Genomic DNA, 15,551 nt, shown 5'->3' on the forward strand with positions numbered 1-15,551 from the left:
CGAGCTTCATAATGCGCCCCCATCTGCGTCATCCGCGCCATCTGCGGCTAAAAAAGTTTGGTTTCGGCATAGCCGCGCTGTGCCTTTTGTGGCTATTCCCTTCTGTTGCATCAGCCGAGGATGCATATCCTCCCTTGGATCTGCATTCCATTCCGATCTCAGCCTGGTTGAATGGCGGCGACCACACGGACATTTCGTGGGTCTTTCGTGTAAACGATCCTTATCTTCGAATCGATCAGCGGCTGGAGGTCCTATACTCCGCTACGGTCGACGCCAAGGCACTCAACAAGACGGGAAAGCAGCACGAACTGTTTCTCATCAGCCGCGTCAGTACACCGGATGGGGAGTGGCTGAACGAAGCCGGCATCCTGCACAAGAGCATCGACCAGGAGCTGCCGAACAATCTTCAGACGCAGTTCTCCATGCGGATGGTTGTTCAACCCGGCGATTACATGTTGTGGACAGTGCTTTATGATCGCAAAACAGGCAAACACAACGTCACCAGACACCATGTCAAAGTCGGTGAACTGCGCGGCGACCCATTACCGGACTTGTATCAACGAATGCCCTTAGTCGAGTTCCCCAACTTCGGGGACGCCGAGAAGCCGCTTGGAGCCGTCGGCAGCCTGCTGTATCTGCCGGTTCACAACAAGCAGCCCGTCCAGGTCGAAGTGATTTCGATGCTCAGTCCGCCGGAACAGTGGACCGGCCGCGGCCGTGTTGTTCGCGCTCACAACGACGATACTCTTGGAGCCCTGTCGGCGCTTTCTCAGATGGAGCTCGCGGCCGGCGGCATTTCCGTCGCGGGCCTGGATCTGGTCCGGCGTCAGATTATCTTCGAACAAAGCGACTTTCGCAGTGTCAAGTGGGATGCTCTGATGGACGCCGTAAAGAAGGCCCAGAGTCCCGACATCAGCACCGCCGCATTGCAAGGATCAAAGGGCAACGGAGCATTCTTCCGCGATTATCTGGATAAGCAGATCAGCTCGGAGCCTGGAGAAGGGGCGCCGACGCGAGTCTTCATCGTTGTGACCAGTTCAACGCTGTTCGAGAGCGGCGCGGATCTCCGGCCATTGCAGATCGAAGGCGATTGTCACTGCCGTGCCTACTACCTTCGATTCCGGCTGACCATCAACGACGTGTTCGATCAGCTCGACCGCTTCATGAAGCCGCTGCATCCACGGACATTCAATCTGTTGAATGCCCGCGATTTGCGAAAGGCGATTGCTGAAATTGTGGAAGATCTGGGGAAGTTGTAGCCGGTATTTCCTGGCCTGCCCGCGCCGCCCACAGCATGGATATCGACGTATAGGTCACCACCGCAATAACGAGCCATCGCATTATTTCCAGAGGCAGTTCCTTCACGATGTAGGCGGCCAGCAAGACCCCGGGAATCCCACCAATTGCCAGGCCCGCCGCGGCACGCATGTTGTAACTCTTTTCACGAATGAAACGAATGCTTCCGGCCGGCATCAGGAACGCGCAGGACCCCATCATGATCGGGAATGCTGCTTTCGGATTCATTCCGAGCAGGCTGACCAGAATCATGCAGGGCGCATAGAGACCGATCCCCAACGTCATGAGCGCGCCCAGGAAGAAATTGACGCTGACCGCAATAACGAACTTGAATCCACTCACTCCCAGCGCGTCGCCGCCGCCGGGAAAGAGTTTGAGCTGCGTCATAAACAAGGTTCCGGCGGCGATAAGCAACGCCACACCCATTCCAATCTGTATGTATCGCTTCGGCCAGCGCGCCACAATTCCTGCGCCAAACCATGCGCCCAGAATGGATGCGCCGATCATCGAGAACAGCGTTGGAACGTCCACCGGAATCAACGTCGTGTAGATGAATGTTTGAACGACGGTTGGAAGCGTATGGCCGACATTGAGCGTTCCGGGAATGACGCGATCATCAACCATGTCAAACACACGGAAAATGGTGGTCGTCGTTGCAAATGAACTGATCCCGAGCGTGTCGAAAAAATTCGTGAAGCCTCCGACCGCGACCTGACCGGCATGCGGCGGCCGTGCTTTTTCCTTCGAAGCCCGGACCATGGCGGCCCAGCCGCCGGTAAACAATGCGGCAACGGCTCCGAGCGCGGCAAGGAGCCCGGTGATTGGATTCATGAGCCGATACTAACATGTAGTCGCGCCGGGCGCGGACCTGGTGTTACGTTAAATGTATGGCACTCGGGATCGGGCAGCTCCGTCACGCCGGGCTATTCACGCCTGATGTTGAAAGGCATGCCCGTTTCTATACCGATGTCTGGGGCCTGCAGCAGATCGGCGCAACTCAGGACGCCGTGTTTCTCCGCGGAGCCTCCGCGGAGCGCTTCATTCTCGGCCTGTATCGCAGCAGCACGAAAGGCCTGCATCACATCGCTTACGCCGTGCCGACCGCCGACGCTGTGCGCCACGCCGCATCCGAGGTGACCCGGGCGGGAGTGCACATCATTCAGGATCCATCCCAACTGGATGGACCATGCGGCGGCTTCGGCTTCAGATTCCTCGATCCCGACGGCCGCTGTATTGAAATCTCCTCAGACCTCGCCGCGCACAAAGACGGATGGGAGCAGAAAAACGTCGAGCCACGATCGATCTGCCACATCGTGAATAACACTCCGGACCTGAAACGCATCACCACCTTCTACACGGATGTCCTGGGCTTTCGCGTTTCCGACTGGAGCGGCGAGCAGATGGTATTTCTGCGGACGGAAACAAAGCATCACAATATTGCGTTCAATGCGGCGCCACACGCGTCCGTCAATCACATCGCATATCTGGTATCGGGTGTCGACGAAGTCATGAGAGGCATCGCGAATCTTCGGAACCACGGTATCGAACCGGCGTGGGGCCCGGGACGTCATGGGCCGGGCAACAATATCTTTTGCTACTTCAAGGATCCTTTCGGATACGTGGCGGAGTACACCTCCGATATCGACTACATCACGGACGAATCGAAGCATCAACCCAAGGTCTGGCCGCGAAGCCCCGAATCCATGGATCGCTGGGGCGTTTCGGCGCCGCCCTCAGCCGATCTGAGGGCAGCGATGACCGGAGAACCGGATCGCGGCTGGGCCGCATGAGGAAAGCATGAGCAAGCAGGTTCCTTCTATTGATGAGATCGATAAATACGTCGCGCGTCTCAAGGATCGGCAGACGGATTGGGGTGTGCTGGATTTTCAAACCAAGGTCGATCCGAAATACCGGCGCGCGCAGATGCGATATGTCGGCGGTGGAGGGACGGGACAGCATGACGATCCGAATATCGTCAAAGCAGACCATTTCACACTGAGCACGATGATTCTGCCGCCGGGAAATGAAGGGCCGCTTCACTTGCACAGCGATGTAGAGGAATTGTTCTTCGTTCTGGAAGGAACACTGACCTGCATCTGGTCCGACGGGCGGCGGAAGATTGAGCGAACGCTGGGGCCGAGAGATCTGGTCTGGATTCCTGCGGGCGTCTGGCGCGGGGTTCGCAATGACGGCACAACCGAGGTTGCGTTCCTGACAATGTTGGGGGCGCAGAAGCCGGAGTTGCCGTCGTATCCGGAAGGGAGTCCGCTGACGGAGGCGCGGGCGGAGAAGTAGGGGATGGGGGCATGTGAGAGAACTAGTGACAATCCCCGCCTTTCCAAGGCGGGGTGGCCGAGCGATCAAACGTTAGAACGCTCGGGCGGGGCGGTTATCAACGAACCGCAAAGCGCACCTTCTTTGTTGGAATTTACCAACCGCCCCGCCTTGGAAAGGCGGGGAATGTTAGAGGACGCAATGAACCGTCATCAAAACAAGGTCATCATCGTCACCGGCGCGGGGCGCGGCCTGGGCCGCGCGTATACGGAACGTCTGGCTTCCGAAGGCGCCCGGGTGGCGATCGCCGAAATCGATGGGTCTGCCGGGACTGCAGTGGCAAATGATCTTTGCGGCAAGGGCTATGACGCCGTCTTTATCGAAACCGATGTGTCGTCGGAAGCGGCAACGAATGCCATGGCCGGGCAAATTCTCGAAAAATGGGGCCGCATCGATGGGCTGGTTGCCAACGCGGGGCTCGCAAATTCGGTCGGCGGGGCGGCATACAACGAAATCCCCGTCGCCCAGTGGGATCGCATCATGGAAGTGAATGTCCGCGGAACCTGGCTGACCTGCCGCGCGGTGGCGCCTCACATGCAGAAACAGAAACACGGAAGCATCGTGACCGTCAGCTCGGACACAGCGATGTGGGGAAGCCCCAAACTTCTTCACTATGTCACTTCGAAGGGCGCTATCGAGGCTTTCACGCGGGCGATGGCGCGGGAGCTCGGCACGGATGGCGTGCGCATCAACTGTGTCGCGCCGGGCCTCCTGAACAACGAGGCCACGGCGGGCGTTCCGCAGAGCAAGCGCTTCTGGAATATTCAAAATCGCGCCATTCCGCGCGAAGGAACGACTTCGGATATCGCCGGCCTGGTTTCCTTCCTGCTGTCCGATGATGCATCCTTTATTACAGGACAACTTATCGTGGCCGACGGCGGTCTGGTTTTCCATTGATCATGCGCGCGGAAAAACAAATTGGCTTTGAGTCCGAGCTCCAGCTCGGATTGCGGAATATCTGGTATCCGGTCTGCCAATCGGCAGGCGTTAACGAGAGACCCGCCGGGCTGAATCGTCTCGGCCTCGACATTGTTGTCTGGCGTGATTCGAACGGCCGCATCCATGCGCATGAGGACCGCTGCCTGCATCGCGGCGCGAAGCTGAGCCTTGGACAGGTGGTAAACGATACCTTGCGATGCGCCTATCACGGATGGTGCTACGACACGTCCGGCCAGTGCGTCACCATCCCAACCAGCAAAACGGCCGAAGCAAAACTGGCTCCACGGCTTCGGCTTTATCCATTCGAGGCCCAGGAACGGGCGGGACTGATCTGGTTGTATTTCCCCGAGCACACCGACCGGCCGGTTCCTCCGCTGGTCATCCCCGAGGAACTGGAAGATGGAACATACAGCGGATTCATCTGCGAAGCCGAATGGCAGGCCAACTGGATACTCATCCTGGAAAACCTCGCCGATCCCATGCATGGGCCGTTTCTTCATGGCCACTCATTGACGCTCTCACGCGGATCGCTGGAAGACGATATGCGAACCACGCGCAACGAGAATGGCTTCGTGGTCGAACGCGAAGGCCAGCGCGGCGTGAATTTCGACTGGTCCGAATTCTATTGCCGCGATTCGATCTGGGTTCGGCTCGATATTCCTCTTCCATTCGGCCCGAAGGGCATTTTGCGCATTCTCTGTTTTGCAACGCCGATCGATGAAAATCGGACTCTGGTCTACTTCCTGCGGTATCGGAACCTGAGCGGATGGAAGCGCGCGTACTGGCGGTTTCTGTACGGCGTGTTCTGGGAAAAGCAGCATCTCCGGGTAATCGAGCAGGATCGCGTGATTCTGGAGTCTCAGCGGGGGGCGGAATCGCGCCGCGCCGAACATCTTTCTAATTCGGATCGAGGAGTGACGGAGCTTCGAAAGTTGCTCCGCGAGAAGGCCGCATGCCGGATGCCGCAGTAAACGGCGCAACCATTCATTACGAAGTTCGCGGCGAGGGCTTCCCGCTGGTCCTGCTTCACGGCATTGGATCGAGTTCGCGATCGTGGCGGCGGCAGCTCGAAACGCTTTCAAAGGACTTCACAGTCATCGCCTGGGATGCGCCGGGATATGGCGGCTCATCGGATCCGTCCGGGCCGCCTTCGATGCGCTATTACGCCGACCGGCTGCGCGATCTTCTGGACGCGCTCGGGATCAACCGCGTATTTCTTCTGGGCCACTCCACAGGCGGCGGTGTTGCGCAAGAGTTTTACCGCGCACACCCTCAATACGTTCGTGCCCTGATTCTGTCGGACACGCGATATAAAGGTTCGCAAACCACGCTGGAACTGCGTTTGAATTCCATCCGCACATTGACGCCGTCCCAGATGGCCGGGGAGCGGGCTCCCATGCTTTTGAGCCGCGGGGCTGCTCCGGAGCTGATCGCAGAAGTGACAGACATCATGTCCGACGTTCGCCGCGCCGGTTACGAATTCGCCGCCATCGCGCTTGCGGAAAGCGACACGCAAGACGTGATACAGAGTCTTCGCGTGCCTACGCTATTGATCTGGGGTGCCCAGGATGAGATAACCCCAGTGTGGGACCCGTTGCCGGCAGGCACCCGTACGGAAATCATTTCGGGCGCCGGACATCTTTGTTATATCGAGAAGCCGGAGCGGTTCAATGCAATCGTGCGGGAGTTCTTGAGTGAAGATCACGGTAGCTGATGCGTTCTTGAAGGAATTGGAACGTATCGGCGTCGATACGGTTTTCGGCATCATCAGCATTCACAATATTCCTTTTTATGACGCGCTCGAGCGGCACGGCGGTTTCCGCGTTGTCACTGCGCGGCACGAAGGCGCCGTCGTCAATATGGCCGATGCCTATTCACGCGTTTCCGGGAAACTTGGCGTTGCCCTGACGAGCACCGGAACCGGCGCCGGCAACGCCGCCGGCGCCATCATCGAATCGTGGAACGGCGGCGCGCCGCTGCTGCATGTCACTGGCAATATTGCATCCGCTTATCTGGATACCGGCCGCGGCTACATCCACGACTGCAAGGACCAGTTCGGGATGCTCAAAAGCATCAGCAAAGATGCGCATCGCGTGCGCCAGCCTCAGGAAGCGGTTTCGATCTTCCGACGCGCGATCCGGCAGGCGATGCAACCTCCGCCCGGCCCCGTCACTGTCGAGGTGCCGATCGATTTCCAGGCGAGCCTCATCACCGTGCCGGAGCTCGCAGACTTATCTGCCGAAGCCGCGGCTTCGTCAACTCCATCGGACAACGACTTGACTCATGCCGTCGACAAGATGCTGTCCGCAAAACGGCCGGTGATCTGGGCGGGCAGCGGCGCAATGTTTTCGGACTCCGCACCGGAGGTCACCGAACTGATGCAACTGCTCGACGTCGGAGTGATTACGACTCAATCCGGCCGGGGTATCGTTCCGGAAACCGATTCGAGATGTCTCGGGCACTTCGCAACCTTCCCGGCGCTGCAGGATTTTGTTGCGAAAGCGGACCTGCTGATCAGCATTGGAGTGCGCTTCCGCGGCAACGAAACATCGAACTGGAGTCTGCGGGCGCCTGCCGGCCATATCGGTATCGATGCCGATCCCGCGGCGATCAATCGGAATTATCCGCACTCAATCGGGATCGTCGGTGATGCGAAAAAGGTGTTGGGATCGATTGTCCGGATGATCCGCGCGAAGCAACCTGCGGCGAAGCCGGAATATCGGGAAGAGGTATCCGCGTTGCATCGGGCGTTACGCAAGGAAGTACGCGACACGATGGGCCCCTGGGAGGGGATCCTCGACACCATTCAGGAAGTCATGCCCGGCGACGGCATTCTGGTTCGCGACGTGACCGTTCCCGCAACGACCTGGGGCAGCAGGTTGATCGTACGGAAATATCCAAGAACGACGCTTCATGCTTCCGGCGGCGGCATCGGCCAGGGGTTGCCGATGGCGATCGGAGCACAGATTGCTGCACCGGAGAAGTTTGTCCTCGCGCTCTGCGGTGACGGCGGCCTGCTGGTCAATATTGGTGAGCTTGCAGTAGCACGCCAGGAAAATACGCCGATCGTCGTGATCGTGTTTGATGACCAGGGATATGGCGTGTTGCGGAATATCCAGAACGCACATTTCGAGGGACGGAAGATCGGCGTGGATCTGCGAAGCCCGGATTATGTGGAAGTCGGCCGCGGGTTCGGGTTGAATTCCGAACGGGTGAAGACGGTCGAGGAATTTGGAAGGGTGTTTCGGTCGGCCGTGAAATCACGCGCGCCGTGGATGATCGTCGTGGATTCCAATGCCATCGGGCCGATGAAAAAGATTTTCGCCGGACCCGATGGCGGCGCCGGACTGTACAAGCCGCATTAGCAGGCCGGAGCAATCTCAATGCAATTTAGAAAAGTCATCAACCCGGCGCGAACTTCAGAAATTGTCGGTGAAGTGCCCATGTGCTCCCCAGCCGATGTGGATCGGGTACTCGATCAGGCAGCCGCGGCATTCAAAACATGGGCTCGCACCACGCCGGAAGAGCGTTCAAGCCGGCTGCTCGAAGCCGCGAAGCGTCTGCGCAACGCGCTTCCCGAGCTTGCCATTCTTTTCGTGCGTGAAAACGGCAAGCCGCTCCGGGAAGCGGAGATCGACATCCGGCGATCCATCGAATTAATGGAACTCATCAGCGCCGATCTGCCGGGCTGGTGGAAACCTGTTGTCGTCGACGCCCAACAGCCTGTCTCGGCGCGCAGACGCGCCCGGGGCGTGACGGCCGTGATCTCTCCATGGAACTCTCCCGTGCTGCTCAGCCTGAAGCGCGTCATACCGGCCATCGCAACCGGCAACACGGTTGTGTTGAAGCCGGCAACGTATTGTCCTCTGGCCATCATACGTTGCGCGCAGCTGATGAATGAATGCCTGCCGCCGGGTGTGCTGAACGTCGTCACGGGCGACGGCGCGACTATCGGCGAACTGCTGGCAACCGACGAGCGCGTCCGCGCGATCGCCTTTACCGGCAGCAGCGAAACCGGCCGGCGGATCATGGCACTCGGCTCGAGAACAGTCAAAAAGCTCTATATGGAACTCGGCGGCAACGATCCGGCGCTCGTGCTTGCCGACGCCTCACTCGATTCCGGCGCAATCGAGCGGATGAAAAATGCGGTTCTGCGCGCCTCCGGCCAGGTTTGCATCGCGATCAAGCGCATCTATGTGCATGAATCGCGCCTGGACGAACTGACGCGGAAACTGTCCGATTCTTTCGATCAGGTTGTTGTTGGCGATGGGCTCCGCCCGGAAACAACGATGGGACCGCTGAACAACAAGGCTCAATTCGAGTTCGTCAACGGTCTGGTCGAAAAATGCGTCACTCGCGGATCGGCGATTTTAACGTGTGGAAAGAAACTCGATCCGCATCAATGGGATCAGGGGTTCTTCATGCTCCCTTCAATCGTCCTCGGAGCCGGACCGGACGACGAGATCGTCCAATGCGAGCAGTTCGGACCAACCATTCCGATCCTGCCGTTCAGCAATGAAGACTCCGCTATTGCCTGCGCGAACCATACGCCTTACGGTCTGCGGGCGTCGGTGTGGACAAGTAACCGGACACGCGCAGAAGAAATGGCGGATCGCCTTGAAGCCGGCGCCGTGTTCTGGAACAATCATGGTATTTTCAAAGACCTGCATATCGAGTTTCCGGGAATCAAGCAGAGCGGTTTCAGCCGCGAATCGCGATCGGCAGCACTGGAACATTACGTAGACACCTATGGCTTCGCGGAGTAGGAAATCGACGACCGGCCTCCCTTATAAGGTCGTCGCGCTGAGATCCTGGGAAGAATATCTGGCGATCATCAGCGATTCCCCGTATCAAAACTGGGCATTTCGCGGACAGCGTGACGCATCCCTGCCTCTGTTCAGCGCACTCTCCCGCTATTTCATGGTGTTCGGGGTCGATCCGCGGGCGTGGCCGGAACAGGAAGAACGAATCATTCGCATCTTCAAGCGCAAAGCGATTCACTTCCTCAAGAATGTTCCGGACCGCGACGATGAACTGGACTGGCTCGCCCTCATGCAGGACCATGGCGCGCCCACGCGGCTGCTGGATTTTTCATGGTCGCCGTATGTGGCGGCATTTTTCGCGCTGCACAATGCGGCCCATGAAGCCGTGATCTGGGCGTGCAATCCGGCTGAAATCGGAAAACGGAAGGAAGTCGATCTCGGTAAACCTGGAAACTTCCGTAAACACTTCCTGTCGGGATCGGGATCGTTCGTGTGGCTTGGCGAACCCCACGCAATGAATCGTCGCTTGATTGCTCAATCCGGAACCTTTCTGGTCCCGGCGAACCTTAAGAAATCGATTGAGGAAATTCTGCAGGAATATCCGAACCCGAAGGACACGCTGATCAAGTTCATCGTACCGGCCGCCAAAGTACGAGAAACCGGAATGCGCGAGCTTTATCGCATGAACATCACCCAGGCCACGCTCTTCCCGGATCTGGACGGGCTGGCGCGATCGCTTGCGTATGAGCTCGAATTCCATTGGGCATACAACCCTCGCACCATGAAACGGACCGGACGATGAACCTTGTCCTGGCGTCGCAGTCTCCGCGGCGGAAAGAGCTGCTGGCAATCCTGGGCCATGAATTTTCGGTGGTGCCGTCATTCATCGATGAGATGCCCCATCCCGGGGAGAAACCGGAGCAATATGTCGTCCGGGTCGCGCGCGACAAAGGAATGGAAGTGGCAGGGCGCGTGTCGAACTCGATCGTTTTGTCTGCGGATACGATCGTCGTGGCCGACAACGAAATTCTGGGCAAGCCGGCCGATCGGGACGACGCCCTCCGAATGCTGAAGAAACTGTCCGGCCGCGAGCACAGCGTGTATACGGCCGTGACTCTCATCAACCAGCCGAAACAGGAAATGCTCGAAGGGCTCGAGCGCACTCGCGTCTGGTTCAGCCCGCTGGACGACGGCAAAATCAAGGACTACATCCGCAGAGAAAATGTTTTCGATAAAGCCGGCGCGTACGCGATTCAGGGTTATGCTGGAGTATACATTCCTAAAATCGAAGGCAATTACTTCAACGTCATGGGACTGCCTCTCCCCCTGGTGCATGAACTTTTATGCCGAACGTTATCGTAGGAACGGCCGGGCACATCGACCACGGTAAGACGGCGCTCGTCAAGGCGCTCACGGGCATCGACGCCGACAGACTGAAGGAAGAGAAACAACGCGGCATTACGATCGACATCGGATTTGCTCATCTCGCGTTGGATTCCAAGACGACTGTGGGGTTCATCGACGTCCCCGGCCACGAGCGCTTCATCAAAAACATGCTTGCCGGCGTCGGCGGCCTCGACCTGGTGATGCTCGTAATCGCGGCCGACGAATCCGTGATGCCTCAGACGCGCGAGCATCTGGATATCTGTTCGCTGCTGCATATCCCCAAGGGATTCACGGTTCTCACCAAAATCGACAAAGTCGATTCCGAACTTGCGGGCCTCGTGGAAGCCGAAGTCCGCGACTTCCTGAAAGGTTCGTTTCTCGAGCATTCCCCGATCGTGCGCGTCAGCTCGCTCACCGGAGAAGGCATTCCGGAATTGATCCGGACTCTCAGAGACTCCATCAAGACCACGGCGCAGAAAAACCACGGGGAATTGTTCCGGCTGCCGATCGACCGCTGTTTCACAATGAAGGGTTTTGGAACGGTGGTCACGGGGACGCTTATTGCGGGCCGGGTTCACAAAGACGAAGAGGTGGAGATCTTACCGATGCAGCGGGTCACGCGTGTCCGCGGCATTCAGGTGCACAGCCACGCGGCTTCCGAAGCCGTTGCCGGGCAGCGGACGGCGCTGAACCTTCAGGGGATCGAAGTTGCCGATGTCCGGCGCGGGATGGTTCTCGCGGCGCCGCATCTGTTCACCGCCACATCGATGTTCGACTGCCACATCGAGCTTCTGCCTTCGGCGCCGGGCCCGATCGAAGCGCGCAAACGTATCCGCTTTCATACCGGAACTGCCGAGTTAATGGCGCATCTTATCCTGCTCGGCCAGGACCGCCTCGAACCTGGACACTCCGCATTCGCTCAAATCCGTCTCGAAGAGCCGTCATTCGCGCTGCCCGGAGACCGCTTCATCATGCGCCAGTACTCGCCCATGCTCACAATCGGCGGCGGTGAAATTCTCGACGCGCTGCCGGAAAAGCGCCGGCGGTCGGATCCGCGCGTGATCGACAGGTTGAAAATATTCAAAGACGCGGGGCCGGATGAAGCATTACGCACCGTCATCGAGGAAGCGGGCCTCCAGGGAATCGAGCTTTCAAGGCTTGCGGCCCGGCGCGGCATGGCGCCGGCCGGCGTCAAAGAACGGCTCATTGCGATGGGAAAGACCGGAAGAGTGCGGGTTCTTGCGGACAATCCGATGGTCGTAGTCTCAGCAGCCGCATTCAAAGCTGCCGCCGATGCCGCGGCGGCGTTGATCAGGCGATTCCATGAGGCCAACCCGCTCGTTCAGGGAATCGGACGCGAGGAGCTCCGGACCCGGATGTTCGGAGACGCTTCCAATCTCGTCTATCAAGCGCTCCTCGACAAACTCACGGCGGAAAGGAAGCTCGCCATGACGCTCGATGTGATCCACGAATTCGGGCGCAAAGTCACCTTGAAAGCGGACGAAGAATTGATGCGCGGACGGCTCCTCCAGCAATTTCAGTCTCAGGGTCTGCAGGCGGCATCGAGCGATGAGGTGATTGACACTCTGAAACTCGACCGGACAACCGCCAGAAAAATCGTTCAACTGATGCTGAAGGAAAATGTCCTGGTTAAAATCAGCGAGGATATGGTGGTCGAGCGGACCACACTCGAAAAGCTCATCGTTGAGGTCAAGGCACGGAAGACCCGAAGTCCGAAACTCGGCGTTGCGGAGTTCAAGGACTTGACGGGAGTCACCAGGAAGTACGCGATCCCGCTGCTCGAATATCTGGACCGGCAGCGGGTTACGAGGAGAGTCGGAGACGAGCGGATGATCCTGTGAGGATGCCCGCTCCGTTATTCGTCGCCGCTAAGAGACTTCTTGAAATTGCGGATGCCTTCGCCGATTCCCTTGCCCATCTCAGGCAGCTTTTTTCCGCCAAACATGAAAAGAGCGAGAATTCCGATAATCAAAAGTTCCGGTACACCTAGCCCTAACATGAAGCCTCCTCGGGATGCGAATAACTGTAATCGCGGGATAAACCAGCGCTCAGTATAGCAGAACGGCCTAGTTCGTCCACGAGTAATCCCAGAGATAGATGTGTGTGCGGTTCATCGGCCGGTCCGGAATGACAATGCGGTAGCGGCCCTCAAACTCGGTCGCGATCAGGGCATAGACTCGTCCATCCGGCTCACGATAAACGAGATAATATAGATCGTGCGTCGTGCCTTCGTGGCGACGCTGGTCCACGATCCGGCCGCGGTCGAAGTGCTCCCTCAGCAGGGTGTCGAGCTGATCGGCGGTCGGGGCGGAGAGTTTACCCTCGTCGATATCGCTGCTGATGACCACGTCCGATTCGAGGGCCGCACGATCCTGTTTTTCCATGTCGTCCATGAACTGCGCAGCCGCCTTGCGAGGCGGCTCGTAAAAGAAGTAGTAGTAATACCCCAGCGCGGTCGAACCGGCCGCGAAAAGCCCGATGAAGAAGAGAAATGAAATCCGGCTCGGCAACTTCATTTCTACGAGTCTACCACCCTGCAGGCGCGGTCGATAACGGCGCAATTCTGTTTTTACAGTAAGATGTTCACCTCTATGCGCCGCTTCGCGCTTCTGACTCTGATCGTGGCCTCGATTCTCTCGTGCCGAAAAGCGCCCGCACCCGCGCAATCCGAAACTCAGCCGCAACCTCGGGCTCCAGCTGCCGCGGCGGCGCCCGAGAACACACTCTCTCCCGTTATCCGGTCCGACATGAGCGCGGAATTCGTGAATGCCTTCAAAGAATCGAACGATTGCCGCGGCATACGCCTCTCGACCGGCGCAGAAAAAACCAAAGCGGATTTCCGTGTCCTGATGACCTTCGCAAAGGCGGACACACCGGAGATGGAAGAAGAGTGGTACTGGACCGTGTTTGATATTCGCCACGATCCCAATGGCGAATTTCGCGGCGCCGGAAATCAGGACAGCCCCGCCGAAGCCGTCCGCGACATGTGCGAGAATGTCCGGAACAGCTTCAAGTAGGAGAAGAAAAATGGCCAAAATCAGCCACATGGTTCTGCCCGTCTCCGACATAAGCCGATCGAAGGACTGGTACGTCAAGAAACTGGGTTTCACACTCGAACGCGAACGCGACGGAGTGGCCGGGATCAAAGATCAATCCGGCCTGACGATCTTTCTCCAGAAAGCAACAGGCGCGTTAACCGGACCGAAGATCACGCTTACCATTCAAGTCGACAACGTCGACTACAAATATGTGGAACTTGCGAGCACCGGCGTAAAATTTGTCAGCGCGCCGAAGCTCCACTTCTGGGGATACGGCGCCGAGGTTCTGGATCCGGACGGATATAAGAACGATCTGTGGGACGAAGTGACGATGCGCAAGGCCACGAGCGAAATGAGGGGAAAGTGATGAAAAGCCTGAGATGGATACTGGTGGGTATCGCGTCGATCGGGGTCGCAAGTCAGGCAATGGCGCAGGACAAGCCGGCGCCGGAGGATCCGGGGCGCCCCCAACACGAAATGTCCGGGAAGACGCCGGCAGAGCTCCAGCACGTTCAAATGATGGAGGGCAAGAATTGGAGCCGAATCGCTGACGGCGGCTACTCCACCTTCCAAAAGTCGAGGCGGACTTCGGCGGGATAACGTTCGCCGCTGCCGGCGAAAACCGAACGCATGAGGACTTGCAACTCGGGCGCGCCCGTTTCGAATACCGGAGTCGTGCGGAAGTACACCAGCGCCGGATCGACGGGCTCATTCGCCAGAAGCTTCCGCATCACTTCCAGCGGCGCATAGCGGACGCCGCGATTGCGGACATAAATCACCTGATTGTGCTCGGTTTCGAGGAGGTATCGTGCATCGGCGATCGTCAAGCCATCCGGCTGGATCATCTGTGAATCCGCCCCGCCGGGAACCACCCGGCCTTTTACCGTCAGTTCGCCCCGTCCCTCGAACGTTCCACCCACAATCGGCACAATGCGGCGCCGATATCCCCCGGTATCGCTGATTTCTATTGGCGCAGCGACTTGAGCGCGAACTTCCATGATCAGAGTCAGTTGTGGACTTGGTTTCATACTTCAGCTGTCAGATGTGAGTTGGCTGAGAAAGTTCAGTGAACTTGTTTTTACCAATCGGTGATCAGTCGACGCAACTGCAGGGCGGTCGCGGGTTCCAGTTCATCAATCCGGCGTCCCAGGCGTTCCTTGCTGATCGTGCGAATCTGGTCGACAGCAATCTCAGCCTTACGGCCTGCGCACACCATCGGAACGCGCCCTCGCCAGAGAGGATGCAGCTTGCTGGTCAGCGGGCAAATGACAACGGTGTCCAGGAAACGATTCATGTCGTTCTGGCTGACGACAGTGACGGGCCGCACTTTCGCGATTTCGCGCCCACGCAAGGGATTGAGGTCGGCGAGATATACGGCGTAGCGTTGGACCGGACGTCTCACCTCTTCTCCTCAGGATCGAGACCGTCCGCAGCTATCGTGTCAAAATCGCTCCAGTCCTCCTTCGCGCGGGCCATGTCTCGAAATGTCTCTTCCCAGGTCATTCGTTTGTCCTTCTTGCCTCGCAGCAGGAGACCTTCCTCGCGCGGCTCGAGAACGAGTGCATCCCGGATTCCGTAGCGATCGAGCACGGCCTTCGGCAGCCGCACACCGCGGGAGTTGCCGATGGGAACCACCTTGAGTTCAATGTTCGCTGGGGTTCTCTGTTTTGCATGGACTGAGTTGCGTTTCATGTAATTACTGTACTCACAAGATAATTGCACTTCAAAAACTCACCGGCGCGCTCCCTTTCGACAGGTAAGCTCATCTCCTCCG

Annotated in this window: 19 protein-coding genes; 13 read left to right on the top strand and 6 right to left on the bottom strand. The window is 58.2% G+C overall.

Translation table 11 applies throughout. The annotated features are described in order from the left end of the window. Positions 1 to 134 precede the first annotated feature (134 nt). Entirely contained in the window at positions 135 to 1,259 is a 1,125-nt protein-coding gene (locus tag VGK48_07995) for a hypothetical protein (protein HEY2381110.1), read from the top strand. Here the strand turns inward: VGK48_07995 and VGK48_08000 are convergent. Then, positions 1,189 to 2,127 (bottom strand): sulfite exporter TauE/SafE family protein, encoded by a 939-nt coding sequence (locus VGK48_08000; protein ID HEY2381111.1) that lies wholly within the window; start codon positions 2,125 to 2,127, stop codon positions 1,189 to 1,191. The two genes, VGK48_07995 and VGK48_08000, sit on opposite strands and share 71 nt — an antisense overlap. 56 nt (positions 2,128 to 2,183) lie before the next feature. On the opposite strand from VGK48_08000, the gene VGK48_08005 reads away from it, so the two are divergent. The 10 genes from VGK48_08005 (at position 2,184) to selB (ending at position 12,580) form a co-directional block, all read left to right on the top strand. After that, positions 2,184 to 3,086 carry a VOC family protein gene (locus tag VGK48_08005; protein HEY2381112.1) on the top strand — a complete coding sequence of 301 codons (903 nt, stop codon included), beginning with the start codon at positions 2,184 to 2,186 and terminating at the stop codon, positions 3,084 to 3,086. A 7-nt stretch (positions 3,087 to 3,093) separates the two neighbouring features. Next, a complete protein-coding gene (locus VGK48_08010; protein ID HEY2381113.1) occupies positions 3,094 to 3,591 on the top strand; it encodes a cupin domain-containing protein in 498 nt (165 codons plus the stop codon). Positions 3,592 to 3,771: 180 nt separating this feature from the next. Continuing rightward, a complete protein-coding gene (locus VGK48_08015; protein ID HEY2381114.1) occupies positions 3,772 to 4,527 on the top strand; it encodes an SDR family oxidoreductase in 756 nt (251 codons plus the stop codon). Between the two features lie 2 nt (positions 4,528 to 4,529). Beyond that, a complete protein-coding gene (locus tag VGK48_08020) occupies positions 4,530 to 5,540 on the top strand; it encodes an aromatic ring-hydroxylating dioxygenase subunit alpha (protein ID HEY2381115.1) in 1,011 nt (336 codons plus the stop codon). Then, positions 5,522 to 6,283, top strand: coding sequence for an alpha/beta hydrolase (locus VGK48_08025; GenBank protein ID HEY2381116.1), 762 nt, complete (start codon positions 5,522 to 5,524; stop codon positions 6,281 to 6,283). The genes VGK48_08020 and VGK48_08025 overlap by 19 nt, the downstream gene beginning before the upstream one ends. Next, the gene (locus VGK48_08030) at positions 6,264 to 7,934 is read left to right on the top strand and encodes a thiamine pyrophosphate-binding protein (GenBank protein HEY2381117.1); all 1,671 of its coding nucleotides are present in this window, start codon (positions 6,264 to 6,266) and stop codon (positions 7,932 to 7,934) included. The genes VGK48_08025 and VGK48_08030 overlap by 20 nt, the downstream gene beginning before the upstream one ends. An 18-nt stretch (positions 7,935 to 7,952) precedes the next feature. After that, complete coding sequence (locus VGK48_08035; GenBank protein ID HEY2381118.1) at positions 7,953 to 9,335, top strand: aldehyde dehydrogenase family protein; 1,383 nt, start codon at positions 7,953 to 7,955, stop codon at positions 9,333 to 9,335. Next, positions 9,319 to 10,134: an FRG domain-containing protein gene (locus VGK48_08040; GenBank protein ID HEY2381119.1), complete on the top strand. Its 816-nt coding sequence runs from the start codon at positions 9,319 to 9,321 to the stop codon at positions 10,132 to 10,134. Before VGK48_08035 ends, VGK48_08040 begins: the two co-directional genes overlap by 17 nt. Continuing rightward, a complete protein-coding gene (locus VGK48_08045; GenBank protein HEY2381120.1) occupies positions 10,131 to 10,694 on the top strand; it encodes a nucleoside triphosphate pyrophosphatase in 564 nt (187 codons plus the stop codon). Before VGK48_08040 ends, VGK48_08045 begins: the two co-directional genes overlap by 4 nt. Continuing rightward, positions 10,676 to 12,580 carry a selenocysteine-specific translation elongation factor gene (selB, locus tag VGK48_08050; protein ID HEY2381121.1) on the top strand — a complete coding sequence of 635 codons (1,905 nt, stop codon included), beginning with the start codon at positions 10,676 to 10,678 and terminating at the stop codon, positions 12,578 to 12,580. Before VGK48_08045 ends, selB begins: the two co-directional genes overlap by 19 nt. Before the next feature lie 14 nt (positions 12,581 to 12,594). On the opposite strand, the gene tatA is transcribed toward selB, so the two are convergent. Both tatA and VGK48_08060 read right to left on the bottom strand, forming a co-directional pair. Next, the gene (gene tatA / locus VGK48_08055; GenBank protein ID HEY2381122.1) at positions 12,595 to 12,738 is read right to left on the bottom strand and encodes a twin-arginine translocase TatA/TatE family subunit; all 144 of its coding nucleotides are present in this window, start codon (positions 12,736 to 12,738) and stop codon (positions 12,595 to 12,597) included. 67 nt (positions 12,739 to 12,805) lie between these two features. Continuing rightward, positions 12,806 to 13,255, bottom strand: coding sequence for a hypothetical protein (locus tag VGK48_08060; protein HEY2381123.1), 450 nt, complete (start codon positions 13,253 to 13,255; stop codon positions 12,806 to 12,808). 63 nt (positions 13,256 to 13,318) lie between these two features. Here VGK48_08060 and VGK48_08065 point away from each other — a divergent pair, with 63 nt between their 5' ends. Further along, a complete protein-coding gene (locus VGK48_08065) occupies positions 13,319 to 13,756 on the top strand; it encodes a hypothetical protein (GenBank protein HEY2381124.1) in 438 nt (145 codons plus the stop codon). Positions 13,757 to 13,766: 10 nt separating this feature from the next. Then, the gene (locus tag VGK48_08070) at positions 13,767 to 14,144 is read left to right on the top strand and encodes a VOC family protein (GenBank protein ID HEY2381125.1); all 378 of its coding nucleotides are present in this window, start codon (positions 13,767 to 13,769) and stop codon (positions 14,142 to 14,144) included. A gap of 190 nt (positions 14,145 to 14,334) precedes the next feature. On the opposite strand, the gene VGK48_08075 is transcribed toward VGK48_08070, so the two are convergent. Genes VGK48_08075 through VGK48_08085 form a run of 3 tightly spaced genes read right to left on the bottom strand, consistent with a single transcriptional unit; the run spans position 14,335 to position 15,469 of the window. Continuing rightward, positions 14,335 to 14,805, bottom strand: a complete 471-nt coding sequence (locus VGK48_08075; protein ID HEY2381126.1) for a DUF3237 domain-containing protein — start codon at positions 14,803 to 14,805, stop codon at positions 14,335 to 14,337. A 50-nt stretch (positions 14,806 to 14,855) separates the two neighbouring features. Then, positions 14,856 to 15,179 (bottom strand): type II toxin-antitoxin system PemK/MazF family toxin, encoded by a 324-nt coding sequence (locus VGK48_08080; GenBank protein HEY2381127.1) that lies wholly within the window; start codon positions 15,177 to 15,179, stop codon positions 14,856 to 14,858. Then, positions 15,176 to 15,469: an AbrB/MazE/SpoVT family DNA-binding domain-containing protein gene (locus VGK48_08085; GenBank protein ID HEY2381128.1), complete on the bottom strand. Its 294-nt coding sequence runs from the start codon at positions 15,467 to 15,469 to the stop codon at positions 15,176 to 15,178. Before VGK48_08085 ends, VGK48_08080 begins: the two co-directional genes overlap by 4 nt. Positions 15,470 to 15,551: the final 82 nt, after the last annotated feature.

The organism is Terriglobia bacterium, assembly GCA_036496425.1.
GTDB lineage: Bacteria > Acidobacteriota > Terriglobia > 20CM-2-55-15 > 20CM-2-55-15 > 20CM-2-55-15.